Raw genomic sequence first — 14,530 nt, 5'->3', positions numbered from 1 at the left:
GACGGTCGCCTCCAGCCTAGCGAGCACGCGTACGCTCGCATCCGTGACCGACACGACTGTGGACAAGACGACCGCCGACCGCACCGCTGTGGAGTTCTGGTTCGACCCGAACTGCCCCTGGGCCTGGATGACGAGCCGCTGGGTCGGCGAGGTCGCCCGGCACCGCGACCTCGACGTCACCTGGAACGTGATGAGCCTGTTCGTCCTCAACGAGGACCAGGACGTCCCGGACACCTACCGCGAGCGGCTCGTGGCCGGGCAGGTCTACCCGCGCATCGTGACCGCTGCACGGCTCCGCCTCGGCCAGGAGATCGTCAAGCCGCTCTACGACGCGCTCGGCGAGCACATCCACCACCGCCAGGAGCAGGACCCGGAGCAGGTCGTGCCGGCGGTGCTCGCGGAGCTCGGCCTCGACGCCGACCTGCTCGAGTACGCCTGGACGGACGAGGTCGACCAGGCCGTCCGTGTCAGCCACCAGGACGGCATCGACCGGGTCGGCCAGGACGTCGGCACGCCGGTCATCGCCGTCGAGGGCACCGCATTCTTCGGCCCGGTCATCTCGCCCGCGCCGAAGGGCCAGGAGGCGCTCGACCTCTGGGACGGCGTCGTCGCGGTCGCCAAGTACCCGGGCTTCTTCGAGCTCAAGCGCTCGCGGACCGTCGGACCGATCTTCGACACCACCGACTGACGTCGGCCCGGCGGCGCCGCCACCCGGCGCGGATGGTCGCCGCACGACCGGAGTGCACCCGAACCGCGGGAACGTCCGGTTCGGATGCGCTTTGGTTGCGCGCCGTCACGCGCCACGACCACGGGAACCGTCCGGTCACGCTCGCTGCTGGCCGGTTGCTGCGCGCGGCGGCCTGGAGGCGCGGGTCGCGCCCGCAGCGCTCGGCACGCGGCGCGGATGGTCGCCGCACAACCGGAGTGCACCCGAACCGCGGGAACGTCCGGTTCGGATGCGCTTTGGTTGTGCGCGGGGGCCAGGAGGCGCGGCTCGCGTCCGCCCCGCCGGCCCGGCTCAGGCGAGCGGCAGCCGCATGAGCGTCAGGTCGAGCCAGCGGTCGAACTTGCGTCCGACCTCGGGCACGACGGCGACCGTGTCGAACCCGAGCTTGGTGTGCAGGGCGATCGACCCCGCGTTCTCGCTGCAGATCCCCGCCATCAGGACGTGCCGCCCCTCCGCCCGTGCCCGTGCGACGAGGGCGTCCATGAGCACGGTCGCGATGCCCCGCCCACGGAACGCCTCGACGACGTACACGCTGTGCTCCACCGTCAGCCGGTACCCCTGGTGCGGCCGCCACTGCGAGTACGTCGCGTAGCCGGCGACCTGCCCATCGACCTCGGCGACGAGGACCGGCCAGCCGTCGGCGCGACGCCCGGCGAGCCAGCCGTCGAAGTACGAGCGGGAGTGCGGCTCCTCCTGCCAGATGGCGGTGGAGTGCAGGACGGCGTCGACGTGCAGCGCGTGGACGACGTCGAGGTCGCGCGGCTCGCACTCCCGGACGGTGACCGGACCCGACCCGTTCGTCGCATATGCTGTCGTCATGTCTCACATCGTAGACGCACCGGAGTCGGAACCGGAAACGGCGGACGACGCCGACCAGCGACGGCTCGGCGAGCGCCTGCAGCGCCTCCGCACGGAGCGGAAGTGGAGCCTCACCGAGCTCGCCGAGGAGTCCGGGGTCTCCCGCGCCATGATCAACCGCGTCGAACGCGGGGTGTCGAGCCCGACGGCGACCATCCTCGGGCGGCTGTCGGGAGCGTTCGGACTCACGGTCTCACAGCTCCTCGACGAGTCCCTCGACCACGAGGTGCCCCGGGCGACCGATCCCGACGACGCGCGGGGCGTCCAGCGCGGCGCGACCGCCGACTCCTGGACCGATCCCGAGACCGGGTACCGGCGTCGACCGATCTCGAGTGCGGCCTTCCCCGCGGACGTCACCGAGGTGCGCCTCCCGTCCGGCCGCGAAGTGGCCTACCCGGCGTCCGCGTACGCGTTCCTGCGCCACTGCATCTGGGTGGTCGACGGCGTGCTCGAACTCGTCGTCGGCGGCGAGCCGACGCGGCTCGCCGCGGGGGACCGCATCGAGCTCGGGGACCCCGCCGACGTCGTCTACCGGAACCCGGGCGAGGAGCCCACGCGGTACGTCGTGGTCGTGGTCCGGGGGCAGTAGTCGCAGGAATAGGATCGATCCCATGCGCATCCACCTCGGAACGGACCACGCCGGCCTCGAGTTCAACAAGACCCTCGCCACCCACCTGACGGAGGCCGGGCACGAGGTGGTGGACCACGGTCCGACCGAGTACGACGCGCTCGACGACTACCCCTCGTTCTGCATCAACGCCGCGCACGCCGTGGTGCAGGACCAGCGTGCGGGCGTCCAGGCGCTCGGTGTCGTGTTCGGGGGGTCCGGCAACGGCGAGCAGATCGCCGCGAACAAGGTCGAGGGCGTCCGCGCCGCGCTCGTGTGGAACGAGTCCACCGCGCTCCTCGCCCGCCAGCACAACGACGCCAACGTCATCTCGATCGGCGCCCGCCAGCACACCGAGGACGAAGCGATCCGGTTCGTCGACCTGTTCATCGCCGAGCCGTTCTCGGGCGAGGAGCGTCACGCCCGCCGCATCGCGCAGCTCGCCGAGTACGAGACCACCGGTCTGATCGCCGGCAAGCAGATCGACCAGTAAGGCCGAGTAGACAAGAGCAATGCCCGAGGGTCACTCCGTCCACCGCATCGCCAACCAGTTCACCCGGCACTTCGTCGGCAAACGCTGCGAGGTGTCGAGTCCGCAGGGACGGTTCGCCGCCGGTGCCGCCCAGCTCGACGGCTCGCGCATGGTCGCTGCCCGGGCCGTCGGCAAGCAGATGTTCCTCGAGTTCGAGGGCGATCGGTTCCTGCGCGTCCACCTCGGCCTCTACGGGGCGTGGGACTTCGCGGGGGACCTCTCCACCGCCGGGGCGCTGTCGGACGACGACGGCGAGGAGTCCCTGACGTCGATCGGCGCTCCCCGCCTCGCCCGCTACCGGATGGCCGAGCAGGAGAAGGTCGAGGACCCGATCGAGGCGTTCCCGCCGGACCCCGTCGGACAGGTGCGCGTGCGGCTGCTCACCGAGGACACGGTCGCCGACCTCCGCGGCCCGACGGCGTGCGTCGTCGAGGACCCGGCCGGCGTGCAGAAGGCGCTCGACAAGCTCGGCCCGGACCCGATCAACGACGACGGCCCCGAGGCCGAGAAGACCTTCGTCGACAACGTCCGGAAGCGGAACGTCGCGATCGGGCAGCTGCTCATGGACCAGGCCGTCGTGAGCGGCATCGGCAACATCTACCGCGCCGAGCTGCTGTTCCGGCAGCGCATCGACCCCTACAAGCCGGGCAAGCAGCTCACCGTCAAGCAGGCGAAGGCGCTCTGGCACGACTGGTCGAAGCTCCTGCACGAGGGTGTCCGCGACGGCCTCATGCTGACCATGGACGGCCTGTCGAAGAGCGAGCACGCGAAGGCCGTCCGGTCCCGGAAGGACCGGCACTGGGTGTACCACCGTCAGGGCGAACCCTGCCGGGTGTGCGGCACCGAGATCCGGATGGCCGACATGGCCGGCCGCAAGCTCTACTGGTGCCCGAAGGACCAGAAGTAGCGCCGGTCACACGTCCCGGTAGGTGAACCGTCCGGCGATCGCGGTCGCCAGCACCCGTGCTCGCCGGAGCGGCCCGGACCCGGTCGCCGCGAGCGGGTCCGCCTCGAGCAGCACCAGGTCCGCGACGTCGCCGACGGCCACCCCGACCCGACCGCCCTCGGTCGACCCGCGCCAGGCCGTCAGCACGCCGAGGCGTTCGGCCGGGTGCCACGGCTCGCGGCCGTCCCGGTCGCGTCCGACGGCCGCGGCCAACGACACCCACGGGTCGAGCGGCGCGACCGGCGCGTCCGAGCCGAGCAGCAGCCGGGCACCGGCACGGTCGAGGGACGCGAACGGGAACGCCCGCTCGGTCATCCCGGCCCAGTAGCGGTCGGCGATGTCGCGGTCGTCCATCGCGTGCTCGGGCTGCACCGACGCGGCCACCCCGAGCCGTGCGAACCGCTCCAAGTCGGTGTCCGCCAGCAACTGCGCGTGCTCGATCGTGCCGCGTGCGCCCACCGCCTCGAAGACGTCGAGCGCGAGGGTGTTCGCCCGGTCACCGATCGCGTGCACTGCGGGGACGAGCCCGGCGTCGACCGCCCGACGGACCATCGCCACGAGGTCCTCGAACGACCACACGAGCACGCCGTCGCCGGAAGCCGTCGCCGCCGTCCGGGTGCCGAGCGAGCCGTCGGTGATCACCTTGAACGGGCCCGTCCGGACGAGCCCGCGGGTGCCGTCGACGACGTCGCCGGTGCGGAGTCCCCGACGGATCGCGGCGTCGAGGTCGGCCGGGTAGACCCCGGAGTCGACGCGGAGGCCGTCCGTGCCGGCCTGCACACGGCGGGTCCAGCGGTCGAGTCCGAAGGTCATCTCGAGGTCGGTCACCCGGGTCACGCCGCGGGCGGCGGCCGCCTCGACGGCGTCGGCGACGAAGCCGTCGAGCACCTCGTCCGGCACGCGGGAGAGCGCGCCGGTCACGTCGAACGCGTCCTGCTCGCGGAGCACCCCGTCGTCGCCGGCGACGAGCGGGCGGCCGACGATGCCGGAGAAGTGCTCCAGCGCAGCGGCGTTGCACCAGACGGCGTGCAGGTCACCGCTGATGACGACGATCGGGAGGCGCGGCTCGATCCGGTCGAGCAGCGCACGTCGTGCAGGGCGGGGCCACATCCCGTCGCGGTAGCCGTGGCCGATCAGGACGCGGTCCGCCACACCCGTGCGTGCCACCTCCGCGAGCAGGTCGGCGGTCGCCTCCGCCGAGTCGCAGGCCGACACGTCGACGCGACGGCGGACGAGGGCCCACTGGTCGAAGTGCACGTGGTGGTCGACGAGACCGGGACCGAGCCAGGCGCCGGCCGTCTCGACGAGGTCGGTGTCGGCGTCCGTGGGGTCGAGCGTGCCGGCCGGCGCGATCGCGGTGACCAGCCCGTCGACGATCCGGACGTCGGACGGGGCGCCGGACGTGCCCACCCGTCGGACGGTGCGGAGCAGGATCTCGTTCACCGCGCCTCCAGGCCGTGTGCACGCTCCATCTCGTCGGCGAGTGCCGGCGAGGCGTACGGTCCGTCGCCGCGCAGCCCCGCGACGATCCGGTCCACCACCTCCGGTGCCTTGTTCTGGGAGAGCTTCGCGCGGGCGTCGAACCGGGTGACCCGGATGCGGATCCCGACGGTGCCCTTCGCCATCCGGCGTGCCGTCTCCTCGTCGACCTCGAGGGAGACCGGCTCCGGCATCACCCGCTCGAAGTGGTCGACGAGTTCGCCGAGGACGCGGAAGTTCTCCTCGTCGGACAGGATCTCCGGCGTGCCCCAGCAGTGCGCCGTCACGTGGTTCCAGGTCGGCACGAACTGCTCCGGCGGGTACCAGGCGGGCGAGACGTAGCCGTGCGGGCCCTGGAACACGACGAGCACCTCGTGTCGACCGAGTTCGTGGGCCACCTCGTCCGGGCGGCCGACGTGCGACACGAGGACGAGCCCGTCGGGGTCGGGGTCGGTAGCGCCGCCCGGTGCGGGCGTCTCGAGCAGGAACGGGTAGTGCGACGCGACCAGCCCGGCCTCGGTGTGCGAGACGATCGTCGCCCACGGGTTGCCCCCGATGAGGCGTCGCACCTCGTCGACGTCGGTCATCAGGAAGTGCGGTGTGTGTCGCATGCCCGCCAGCGTGGCACACGCGGTGACCACGGCGCGAGGGCCGCCGTTTCCGGTGTGTTTCAGAACGGTAAAGCTTTCAGAGATCACTGAAAGAAGTCTTGTGTTCGGGTTTCCGCCGGGCCTAGCTTCTCGGTCAACGACGACCGGGCCGGACCCGGGAGCGGGACTCGAGGAGCACACATGCGACGCAGGACGATCGCCGCGCTGGCTGCAGCAGCCACGCTGGCGCTGGTGGCCACGGGCTGTTCGGCCACCGGGAACGCGGACGACCAGGCCGGCTCCGGCGGGAGCCTCGTCTACGCCACCGGCGAGCCCGACCACCTCACGCCGGGTCGCCAGACCGTGGCCTTCACCCAGGTGCTCAGCCTGTTCGCGCCGCTCACCGAGACCGACTCGAAGGGGAAGCTCCACGACGTCGCCGCGAAGAGCGTGGAGTCGACCGACAACACCACGTGGACGATCACCCTCCGCGACGGGTGGACGTTCCAGAACGGCGAGGAGGTCACGCCGGAGAGCTACGTCAAGGCGTGGAACCACACCGCCTACGGCCCGAACGCGTGGGAGAACAGCGGGGAGCTCGCCGCGATCGTCGGCTACGAGGACCTCAACCCGGCGTCCGGTACGCCGAAGACCAAGGAGATGTCGGGACTCAAGGTGACCGGGAAGGACACCTTCACCGTGACGCTCGACCACGCGGACAGCCAGTTCCCGCTCCAGCTCAGCCAGGCGCAGACCGCGTTCTACCCGATGCCCGAGGCCGCGTACGAGGACCTCAAGGCCTACGACGCGAAGCCGATCGGCAACGGCCCCTACGAGATGACCGAGGCGTGGAAGGCGAACCAGCCGTTCACCGTCACCGCGTGGAAGGGCTACGAGGGCACGAAGGCGAAGACGAAGGACGTCACCTTCAAGAGCTACTCCGACATGAACACCGCCTACACCGACGTCCTCGCGGGCAACGCCGACGTCCTCTTCCTGCCGGCCGACAAGATGACGAGCGCCGGCGCGGACTTCGGCGACCGCCTGCACTCCTTCGACGCCCCCGGCATCGACTACCTCGGCTTCCCGCTCTGGGACGAGCGCTACTCGGACCCCGACGTGCGCCGGGCGATCTCGATGTCGATCAACCGCAAGCAGGTCAACAAGGCGATCTACGGTGGGCTGTACGAACCCGCCACGGCGCTGACCCCGCCGAACATGTCCGGGACCGAGGAGGGCATCTGCGGCGAGGCGTGCGAGTTCTCGCCGACGAAGGCCAAGGCGCTGCTCGCGAAGGCCGGCGGATTCGACGGCACCATCACCCTCGTCTACCCCGGCGGCAACGGCCTCGACTCGCTCTACCAGGCGTACGCGAACCAGATCCGGCAGAACCTCGGCGTCGACACCGTCGCGAAGGCCACCACCGACTGGGCCTCGTACTACTCCGAACTCACCGACAAGAAGATCGAGGGGCCGCACTTCGGGCACTGGGGCGCGCTCTACGCCAGCCAGCAGAACACCCTCCGCGCACTGTTCACCTCCGCGGGTGGCTGCGCCCCCTGCACCGGCTACTACCAGTCGGACGAGGTCGACCAGCTCCTCGCGAAGGCGGACTCCGCCGGCTCGCAGGACGAGGCGAACGACTACTACGCCCAGACGCAGAAGGCCGTGCTCGAGGACTTCCCGATCGTCCCGACGTTCTTCGACAAGTACTCGTACGTGGTGAGCGACAAGATCGCCTCGCTGCCCGCGGTCGACGGCAGCCCGGTCGTCCCCGCGATCACCGTCAAGTAGGGACCGGCACCACCGCATGGACCAGCGCACCATCCTCCGCCTCGTCGCCGAGGTCCCCGACCGCGACGGCTTCCCGCTCGTCGACGACCTGCACGCCCGGTTCGACGCGCTCGCCGCGGCCCATCCGGAGCAGGTCACCGTCACCCGGATCGGCACCAGTCGGCTCGGCGAGCCACTCCACTCCTACCGCATCGGTTCCGGGTCGCACGCCGCCGTCGTCGTCGGCGGCGTGCACCCGAACGAACCGATCGGCTCGTGGACGGCGCTGCACCTCGCCGAGACGATGGTCGGCGACGAGGCGACGGCCCGGGCACTGGACACGACGTGGCACATCGTCCCGACGATCGACCCGGACGGCATGCGGTTGAACGAGGCGTGGTTCCGCGACCCGTTCGACCGGGCCTGGTACGCGCGGCACTTCTACCGTCCGGCGCCGGACAGCCAGGTGGAGTGGACGTTCCCGAACAGCTACCGGTCGGTGTACTTCGACCAGGTGCTGCCGGAGACCCTGGCGTTCATGCGGCTCATCGACGACACCCGGCCGGATCTGCTCGTGTCGCTGCACAACGGCGAGATGGGCGGGGTCTACTACTACCTGTCCGAGGACCTGCCGGACGTGATCGACACCCTGCACGCGGTGCCGGCCTCGCTGGGGCTCCTGCTGGACACGGGTGAGCCGGAGTCGCCGTACCTGCGGGAGCTCGCCCCGGCGGTGTTCGCGATGGACGGCATCGAGACGGCGTACGACTACCTCGAGGGCCTCGGCGTCGACCCCGGCGAGCACATCCACGGGGCGTCCAGCGCCGCGTGGGCGATGCGCCACGGTGCGCTGTGCATGGTCGCCGAGCTGCCGTACTGGAGCCACCCGGACGCCGACGACCAGACCCCGACGTCGGAGTCCTACGCGGATCTGCTCCGCCGCTGCGCCGACGACCTCGGTGCGTCGGGCGCGGAACTGCAGGAGATCCTCGACGACGCCTCGCCGATGCTCACGATCGAGTCACCGTTCCTCGAGGGGGCCCGCGCGTTCATCCCGATGATCGCCGGGATGACCGACACCGACCGGGCCCGCGCCGACCGTGAGCCCGCGGACCGGACGGCCACCGTCGCCGAGCGGTTCGGCTGCGAGGACCTGGTGCGCTGCTTCCGCCTGCGGTACGGCGGGATGCTGCTCCGGGCACTCGAGGCCGAGACGACCGCGGGGACCGCGCCCGCGCCGCTGCGGCGGCTCCGCGACCGCCTCGCCCAGCGGTACGCGACCTGGCAGGCCGACGAGGCGACCGGCGCGGAGCCGATCCCGATCAGCAAGCTGGTGGGGGTGCAGTTCGGCGCGATCCTCGCCTGCGCGAGCCACGTCGCCGAAGGCGACGACGGCATGCACGGTGCGGGGCCGACCCGCGCCTCCCGTCCGTCCCTGGCCACGACCATGCCAGGAGGCGCGTGATGCGCCCGGCGCTCGCCGTCGGTCGCCGGGTCGGCGGCCTGGTCGTCGTCTTCCTCGGGGTGACCTTCCTCATCTACGCGATGACGTTCGCGCTGCCGGGAGACCCCATCAAGGCGCTCGGCGGCGACCGGCCACTCAGCGACGCCGTCGTCCGGGCGCTGCGCGCCGAGTACCACCTCGACCAGCCGCTGTGGCTGCAGTACGTGCAGTACCTCGCCGGGCTGTTCCGCGGCGACTTCGGCACGGATTTCAGCGGCCAGTCCGTCGGCGAGCAGATGGCCTCGCGCTGGCCGGTCACCATCACGCTCGCGCTGACGGCCTGGGCGATCGAGATCCTGCTCGGCATCGGGCTCGGCGTGGTCTCGGCCCTCCGCCGCGGGACCGTCCTCGACAAGACGGTCCTGGTCGGGACGATCGTCGTCGGTGCCGTCCCCGTCTTCGTGCTCGGCGTCGCGCTGCAGCTCGTGTTCTCGGTCCGGCTCCACTGGTTCCCGGTCGCGGGCGCCACGGCGGGGTGGCCGACGGCCTACGTGCTGCCGGCGTTCGTGATCGCGCTGTTCGGTCTCGCGGCGGTGTCCCGGCTGACACGGACGTCGATGATCGAGACGCTCGACGCGGACTTCGTGCGGACCGCCCGGGCGAAGGGACTCGCGCCGGGACGGATCGTCGGCGTGCACGTGATGCGCAACTCGCTCATCCCGACGGCGACCTACCTCGCCACGGACCTGGGCTACCTGATGGGCGGGACCGTGATCATCGAGGGCATCTTCAACCTCCCCGGTGTCGGGAACCTGCTGTTCCAGGGCATCCGGTCGCACGAAGGGGCCGTCGTCGTCGGCATCTCGACGGCACTCATCCTGGTGTTCCTCGTCACGAGCGTGCTCGTCGACCTGCTGCACGCCGCACTCGACCCGCGCGTCCGGACAGGAGCCTCCGCATGACCACCTCCGCCATCGGCGCGACCGTCCCGTCGTCCGTCGTCACGAAGCGGCGTCCCCTGCGTGCGGCCGTCCGTCGTCCGGGGTTCTGGCTGCCGGCCGGGGTCCTCGCCGTCGTCGTGCTCGTCGCAGTCTTCCCGGGGTTCTTCGCCGGCTTCTTCGGCCACGGCGACCCGCGGGTGTGCGACCTCGGTCGGAGCGGCGCGTCGCCGACCGGCGGTCACCCGTTCGGCTTCGACCTGCAGGGCTGCGACGTGTACGCCAACGTCGTCTACGGGACGCGCTCGTCGATCGCCGTCGCCGTGCTCACCACGGTCCTCGCCGGGGTCGTCGCCGTCGTCGTCGGCACCGTCGCGGGCATGGTCGGCGGCTGGGTCGACGCGGTGCTCGCGCGGCTCACCGACGTGTTCCTCGGCTTCCCGTTCCTGCTCGGCGCCGTCGTCGTCCTGAACAGCGTGGGGGAGCGCTCGGTGCTGACGGTCTCGCTCGTGCTCGCGCTGTTCGGCTGGCCGACGATGGCCCGGCTCGTGCGGTCGAGCGTGCGGAGCGTCCGGAACGCCGAGTTCGTGCTCGCCGCGCGGACGATGGGGCTCTCCACGTGGCGGATCACGACGCGGTACGTCCTGCCGTCCTCGATCTCGCCCCTGCTCGTGCTCGCGACGATCACCGTCGGCGGCGTGATCGTGTCGGAGTCGTCCCTGACGTACCTCGGCATCGGGCTCGAGAGTCCGGCGATCTCGTGGGGGCTGCAGCTCTCCGCCGCGACGAGCCAGTTCCTCCGAGCGCCGCACATGCTCATCGCGCCCGCGGTGTTCCTCGCCGTGACGGTGCTCTGCGTCATCGCGCTCGGGGACACGCTGCGCGCCGCGCTCGACCCACGACGGCGCTGATCCGTCAGACTCGACCCACCGCCCCTCGAAAGGACCACCGTGACAGACACCCTCGCCGCCTACCGGAAGACCCTGCCCTACATCCACGAGTGGGTGTCGTACAAGGTGTGGCAGCTCCGCGTCCCCGGCGTGCAGGTCGCGATCGGGTTCGGCAACGAGGTCCTCTTCGACGAGGCCTGGGGCTACGCGGACGTCGAGGCCGGGCGCCGCCTCACCACCACCGACCTGTTCCGCATCGCCTCGCACTCGAAGACCTTCACCGCCACCGCGCTCCTGCAGCTCGCCGAGCGCGGGTCGCTGCGGCTCGACGACACGGTGGGCACGTATCTCCCGGCGCTCGTCGACGGCGGCTCGCCCCTCGCCGACGCGACGATCCGGGAGCTCATGGAGATGGGGGCCGGCGTGATCCGGGACGGTCACGACGGCGACTACTGGTCGCTGCTCCGGCCCTTCCCGGACGAACAGGAACTCCTCGCGCTCGTCCTCGACCGCGGGCAGAAGGTGCCCACCGGATCGTCGTTCAACTACTCGAACCTCGGGTACTCCCTGCTCGGACTCGTCATCGCCGCGGTGTCCGGTCGGTCGTACAACGACTTCGTCCGCGAGTCGATCACCGAACCGCTCGGCCTGCGGAACACCGGGCCCGACTGGGACCCCGCGCGCGCCGACGACTTCGTGGTCGGGTACACCGGGTTCCACGTCGCTCGGCAGCGTCGGCGGATCGACCACGTCGACACCCGCGCGATGGCAGCGGCGACGGGCTTCCACGGCACCGCCTCCGACCTCGTCCGGTACTTCTCGCAGCACGTCATCGGGCAGGGCACCCTGCTCGACGACCACTCGAAGCGGCTCGCTCAGCGCAAGGCGTGGAGCGCGACGGACGACCCCGCGGCGCGCGGCTACGGTGCCGGGTTCATCGTCGACCGGATCGGTGGCCGGGAGATCCGCGGCCACTCCGGCGGCTTCCCCGGGCACATCACGCAGTCGATGTTCGACCCGGCCTCCGGTCTCGTCGTCTCGGTGCTCACCAGCGCCGCGGCCGGCCCGGCGACGCTCATCGCCACCGCGATCATCCGGATGCTCGACGCCGCGGCGGACGACGACGCCCCCGGGACGCCGGTGCCCGACGATGTCGACACCGACACGTTCACGGGGCGCTTCGCGAACCCGTGGGGCGTCACCGACATCGCCCGGATCGGGGACCGACTCGTCGAGGTCGACCCGTCGGGCCCCGAGCCGCTCGACACTCCGACCCGGCTCGAGGTCGTCGACGCCGACACGCTCCGGATGACCCACGGCAACCGCTTCGGGTCGATCGACGAGGACATCGCCTACGAGCGCGACGCCGACGGCACCGTGGTGTCGATCCGCGGAGGCGGCGGCATGAGCGAGGAACCCTGGACGATCCCGTCCGAGCGACCCGAGGTCGCGGCTGGACTGGCACCGTGAGCGGCGACGACCGCGCCGGTGTCCGCGCGCACACCGACGAGCACCCCGTCGACGACGTCGTCCTCGAACCGGAGCGGCAGACCTTCGTCGAGGAGTTCGCCCTCATGCTCAACGACGCCGCGGGCATGCCCCTCACCGACGCCCGGGTGCTCGGGTACCTCATGATGACGCGCGCTCCGCACTCGTCGTCCGCCGACCTGCAGGCCGCCCTCGGCGCCAGCTCGGGCTCGGTGTCGATGGCGACCAGGCGGCTCGTCGACTCCGGCTTCGTGAAGCGGCACACCGTCCCCGGCGAGCGCAGCCACTACTTCCGCGCCGAGGCCGACGTGTGGGGGTCCTGGCTCGCGAGCGAGCGGAAGTACCTCGACCGCCAGCGCGACATCATCGGCCACGGTCTCGCCGTCGTCGAGGCGGCGGGCCGGACCGGTTCCGGCGACGTCGACGCCGAGGTCCGCGAGCGCCTGCTCAACGGCCGCGACTACATGCAGTGGCTGCAGGGCTACCACCGCAAGATGCTCGAGGAGTGGGAGGCGTTCAAGGACGCCCGCGACCACCCCGACCGATCGGAGACCCCATGAGCGACGTCCTCACCGTCGAGCACCTCAGCGTCACGTTCGACGTCGACGGCACCGTGGTCCGTGCGGTCGACGACGCCTCGTTCACCGTCGGTCGCGGCGAGGTGGTCGCCGTCGTCGGCGAGTCCGGCTCCGGCAAGAGCATGACCGCTATGACGGCGATGGGCATCGCCCCGGACGGCGCACGTGCCACCGGCAGCATCCGCCTCGGTGACCTCGAGGTCCTCGGCGCCGACGAGCGCACCCTCCGAGCCGCACGTGGCCGCCGGGTCTCGATGATCTTCCAGGACCCGTCCGCCGCATTGAACCCGGTCTTCACGGTCGGGTTCCAGCTCGCCGAGGCCGTCCGTCGCGCCGAGGACGGCCTCGACCGTGCCGCGGTGCGGGAACGGTCGCTCGACCTCCTCCGCGCCGTCGAGGTCCCGGAGCCCGAACGCCGACTCGGCCAGTACCCGCACGAACTCTCCGGCGGCCAGTGCCAGCGCGTCATGATCGCGATGGCGCTCGCGGCCGACCCGGACCTCCTCATCGCGGACGAGCCGACGACCGCGCTCGACGTGACCGTGCAGGCCGAGGTCCTCGGCGTCCTCCGCAGGCTGCGCGAACGCACCGGGACCGCGATTCTCCTCATCACGCACGACATGGGCGTCGTGGCGGACATCGCCGACCGCGTGGTGGTGATGCGCCGCGGAAGCGTGGTCGAGACCGGCTCGGCGAGCGCGGTCTTCGCCGCACCCGCCGCCGACTACACGCGCGAACTCCTCGCCGCCGTCCCGCGGATGGGCACCGGTGTGGTCCAGGAGGCGCGGGTCGACCCCGCCGCGGAGGTCGCCGCACCCGTCCTGGACGTCCGGCACCTCGTGGTCGAGTACGGCGGAGCACTCCGTGGGCGCTTCCGTGCGGTCGACGACGTGTCGTTCACCGTCGGCCGGGGAGAGATCGTCGGCCTGGTCGGGGAGTCCGGCAGCGGCAAGACCACCATCGGCCGAGCCGCCGTCGGACTCGCACCGATCACCGCGGGCGCCGTCCTCGTCGAGGGGACGGACGTGGCGGGCGCGCACCGTGCCTCCCGGCGTGCCATGCGCCGTCGCGTCGGCGTCGTCTTCCAGAACCCGCTGCGTTCCCTGAACCCGCGGTACACGGTCGGGCAGACGGTCGCCGAACCGCTCCGGCAGATCCTCGGACTGCCCGCGGACGAGGTCCGGGAGCGGGTGGAGCGCCTGCTCGCGGACGTCGGGCTCGACGGCGGCTTCCGCGAGCGCTTCCCGCACGAGCTCTCCGGCGGCCAGCGGCAGCGCGTCGCGATCGCCCGTGCCGTCGCGTTGGACCCCGCGCTGCTCATCGCGGACGAGCCCACCAGCGCGCTCGACGTCTCGGTGCAGGCACGGGTGCTCGACGTCTTCCGGGAGCTCCAGGAACGACTCGGGTTCGCCTGCCTCTTCGTCACGCACGACCTGGCCGTGGTGGACACGCTCTGCGACCGGGTCGTGGTGCTGCACGGCGGACGGGTCGCCGAGCAGGGGAGCCGCGACGCGATCCTGCGCGCGCCGCAGGACCCGTACACGCGGCGGCTCATCCAGGCGGCACCCGTGCCGGACCCGGTCGAGCAGGCCGCCCGTCGCTCCGAACGGCTGGCGTCGCTCGGCGCGTGAGCCCCGGGCGACCGCACGTTCTGTCCGGCGATTGACCGTCCTGGTTCGC

At 71.7% G+C, this 14,530-nt stretch carries 14 protein-coding genes; 11 read left to right on the top strand and 3 right to left on the bottom strand.

The genetic code is table 11. The features are described 5' to 3' along the window. Positions 1-127: 127 nt before the first annotated feature. The gene (locus WFH25_RS08385) at positions 128-688 is read left to right on the top strand and encodes a mycothiol-dependent nitroreductase Rv2466c family protein (RefSeq protein ID WP_229085137.1); all 561 of its coding nucleotides are present in this window, start codon (positions 128-130) and stop codon (positions 686-688) included. Positions 689-1,018: 330 nt separating this feature from the next. Here the strand turns inward: WFH25_RS08385 and WFH25_RS08380 are convergent, their stop codons facing one another. Beyond that, positions 1,019-1,546: a GNAT family N-acetyltransferase gene (locus tag WFH25_RS08380; RefSeq protein WP_336697380.1), complete on the bottom strand. Its 528-nt coding sequence runs from the start codon at positions 1,544-1,546 to the stop codon at positions 1,019-1,021. Here WFH25_RS08380 and WFH25_RS08375 point away from each other — a divergent pair. Genes WFH25_RS08375 through WFH25_RS08365 form a run of 3 tightly spaced genes read left to right on the top strand, consistent with a single transcriptional unit; the run spans position 1,545 to position 3,631 of the window. Beyond that, on the top strand, positions 1,545-2,174 hold the full coding sequence (locus tag WFH25_RS08375) for a helix-turn-helix domain-containing protein (protein ID WP_083413707.1): 630 nt from the start codon (positions 1,545-1,547) through the stop codon (positions 2,172-2,174). The genes WFH25_RS08380 and WFH25_RS08375 overlap by 2 nt on opposite strands. A 22-nt stretch (positions 2,175-2,196) precedes the next feature. Then, the gene (locus WFH25_RS08370) at positions 2,197-2,685 is read left to right on the top strand and encodes a ribose-5-phosphate isomerase (RefSeq protein WP_070416594.1); all 489 of its coding nucleotides are present in this window, start codon (positions 2,197-2,199) and stop codon (positions 2,683-2,685) included. Between the two features lie 19 nt (positions 2,686-2,704). Further along, positions 2,705-3,631 (top strand): Fpg/Nei family DNA glycosylase, encoded by a 927-nt coding sequence (locus WFH25_RS08365; protein WP_336697377.1) that lies wholly within the window; start codon positions 2,705-2,707, stop codon positions 3,629-3,631. 6 nt (positions 3,632-3,637) lie between these two features. Here WFH25_RS08365 and WFH25_RS08360 read toward each other — a convergent pair whose 3' ends face one another. After that, positions 3,638-5,113, bottom strand: coding sequence for an amidohydrolase (locus WFH25_RS08360; protein WP_336697375.1), 1,476 nt, complete (start codon positions 5,111-5,113; stop codon positions 3,638-3,640). Beyond that, entirely contained in the window at positions 5,110-5,760 is a 651-nt protein-coding gene (locus WFH25_RS08355; RefSeq protein WP_336697374.1) for an FMN-binding negative transcriptional regulator, read from the bottom strand. The genes WFH25_RS08360 and WFH25_RS08355 overlap by 4 nt, the downstream gene beginning before the upstream one ends. Before the next feature lie 180 nt (positions 5,761-5,940). On the opposite strand from WFH25_RS08355, the gene WFH25_RS08350 reads away from it, so the two are divergent. The 7 genes from WFH25_RS08350 to WFH25_RS08320 are packed head-to-tail and all read left to right on the top strand — an operon-like array spanning position 5,941 to position 14,481. Continuing rightward, the gene (locus WFH25_RS08350; RefSeq protein ID WP_229085062.1) at positions 5,941-7,533 is read left to right on the top strand and encodes a peptide ABC transporter substrate-binding protein; all 1,593 of its coding nucleotides are present in this window, start codon (positions 5,941-5,943) and stop codon (positions 7,531-7,533) included. A gap of 16 nt (positions 7,534-7,549) precedes the next feature. Continuing rightward, entirely contained in the window at positions 7,550-8,977 is a 1,428-nt protein-coding gene (locus WFH25_RS08345; RefSeq protein WP_336697373.1) for a M14 family zinc carboxypeptidase, read from the top strand. Beyond that, entirely contained in the window at positions 8,977-9,918 is a 942-nt protein-coding gene (locus WFH25_RS08340; protein ID WP_092384060.1) for an ABC transporter permease, read from the top strand. Before WFH25_RS08345 ends, WFH25_RS08340 begins: the two co-directional genes overlap by 1 nt. Next, positions 9,915-10,805: an ABC transporter permease gene (locus WFH25_RS08335; protein WP_092384058.1), complete on the top strand. Its 891-nt coding sequence runs from the start codon at positions 9,915-9,917 to the stop codon at positions 10,803-10,805. Before WFH25_RS08340 ends, WFH25_RS08335 begins: the two co-directional genes overlap by 4 nt. Before the next feature lie 39 nt (positions 10,806-10,844). Further along, the gene (locus WFH25_RS08330; protein WP_336697370.1) at positions 10,845-12,254 is read left to right on the top strand and encodes a serine hydrolase; all 1,410 of its coding nucleotides are present in this window, start codon (positions 10,845-10,847) and stop codon (positions 12,252-12,254) included. After that, positions 12,251-12,832: a GbsR/MarR family transcriptional regulator gene (locus WFH25_RS08325; protein ID WP_092384056.1), complete on the top strand. Its 582-nt coding sequence runs from the start codon at positions 12,251-12,253 to the stop codon at positions 12,830-12,832. Before WFH25_RS08330 ends, WFH25_RS08325 begins: the two co-directional genes overlap by 4 nt. Next, positions 12,829-14,481: an ABC transporter ATP-binding protein gene (locus tag WFH25_RS08320; protein ID WP_336697369.1), complete on the top strand. Its 1,653-nt coding sequence runs from the start codon at positions 12,829-12,831 to the stop codon at positions 14,479-14,481. The genes WFH25_RS08325 and WFH25_RS08320 overlap by 4 nt, the downstream gene beginning before the upstream one ends. Positions 14,482-14,530: the final 49 nt, after the last annotated feature.

It is taken from the genome of Curtobacterium sp. USHLN213 (assembly GCF_037144815.1).
Lineage (GTDB): Bacteria > Actinomycetota > Actinomycetes > Actinomycetales > Microbacteriaceae > Curtobacterium.
The sequence above is the reverse complement of the archived record's forward strand: the minus strand, read 5'-3'. Positions and strand labels throughout refer to the sequence as shown.

Bases quoted from the DNA above. Each gene is read 5' to 3' on its own strand.
- WFH25_RS08385 (WP_229085137.1), top strand. From the start codon at position 128: ATGACGAGCCGCTGGGTCGGCGAGGTCGCCCGGCACCGCGACCTCGAC.
- WFH25_RS08375 (WP_083413707.1), top strand. From the start codon at position 1,545: ATGTCTCACATCGTAGACGCACCGGAGTCGGAACCGGAAACGGCGGAC.
- WFH25_RS08380 (WP_336697380.1), bottom strand. From the start codon at position 1,546: ATGACGACAGCATATGCGACGAACGGGTCGGGTCCGGTCACCGTCCGG.
- WFH25_RS08370 (WP_070416594.1), top strand. From the start codon at position 2,197: ATGCGCATCCACCTCGGAACGGACCACGCCGGCCTCGAGTTCAACAAG.
- WFH25_RS08365 (WP_336697377.1), top strand. From the start codon at position 2,705: ATGCCCGAGGGTCACTCCGTCCACCGCATCGCCAACCAGTTCACCCGG.
- WFH25_RS08355 (WP_336697374.1), bottom strand. From the start codon at position 5,760: ATGCGACACACACCGCACTTCCTGATGACCGACGTCGACGAGGTGCGA.
- WFH25_RS08350 (WP_229085062.1), top strand. From the start codon at position 5,941: ATGCGACGCAGGACGATCGCCGCGCTGGCTGCAGCAGCCACGCTGGCG.
- WFH25_RS08345 (WP_336697373.1), top strand. From the start codon at position 7,550: ATGGACCAGCGCACCATCCTCCGCCTCGTCGCCGAGGTCCCCGACCGC.
- WFH25_RS08340 (WP_092384060.1), top strand. From the start codon at position 8,977: ATGCGCCCGGCGCTCGCCGTCGGTCGCCGGGTCGGCGGCCTGGTCGTC.
- WFH25_RS08335 (WP_092384058.1), top strand. From the start codon at position 9,915: ATGACCACCTCCGCCATCGGCGCGACCGTCCCGTCGTCCGTCGTCACG.
- WFH25_RS08320 (WP_336697369.1), top strand. From the start codon at position 12,829: ATGAGCGACGTCCTCACCGTCGAGCACCTCAGCGTCACGTTCGACGTC.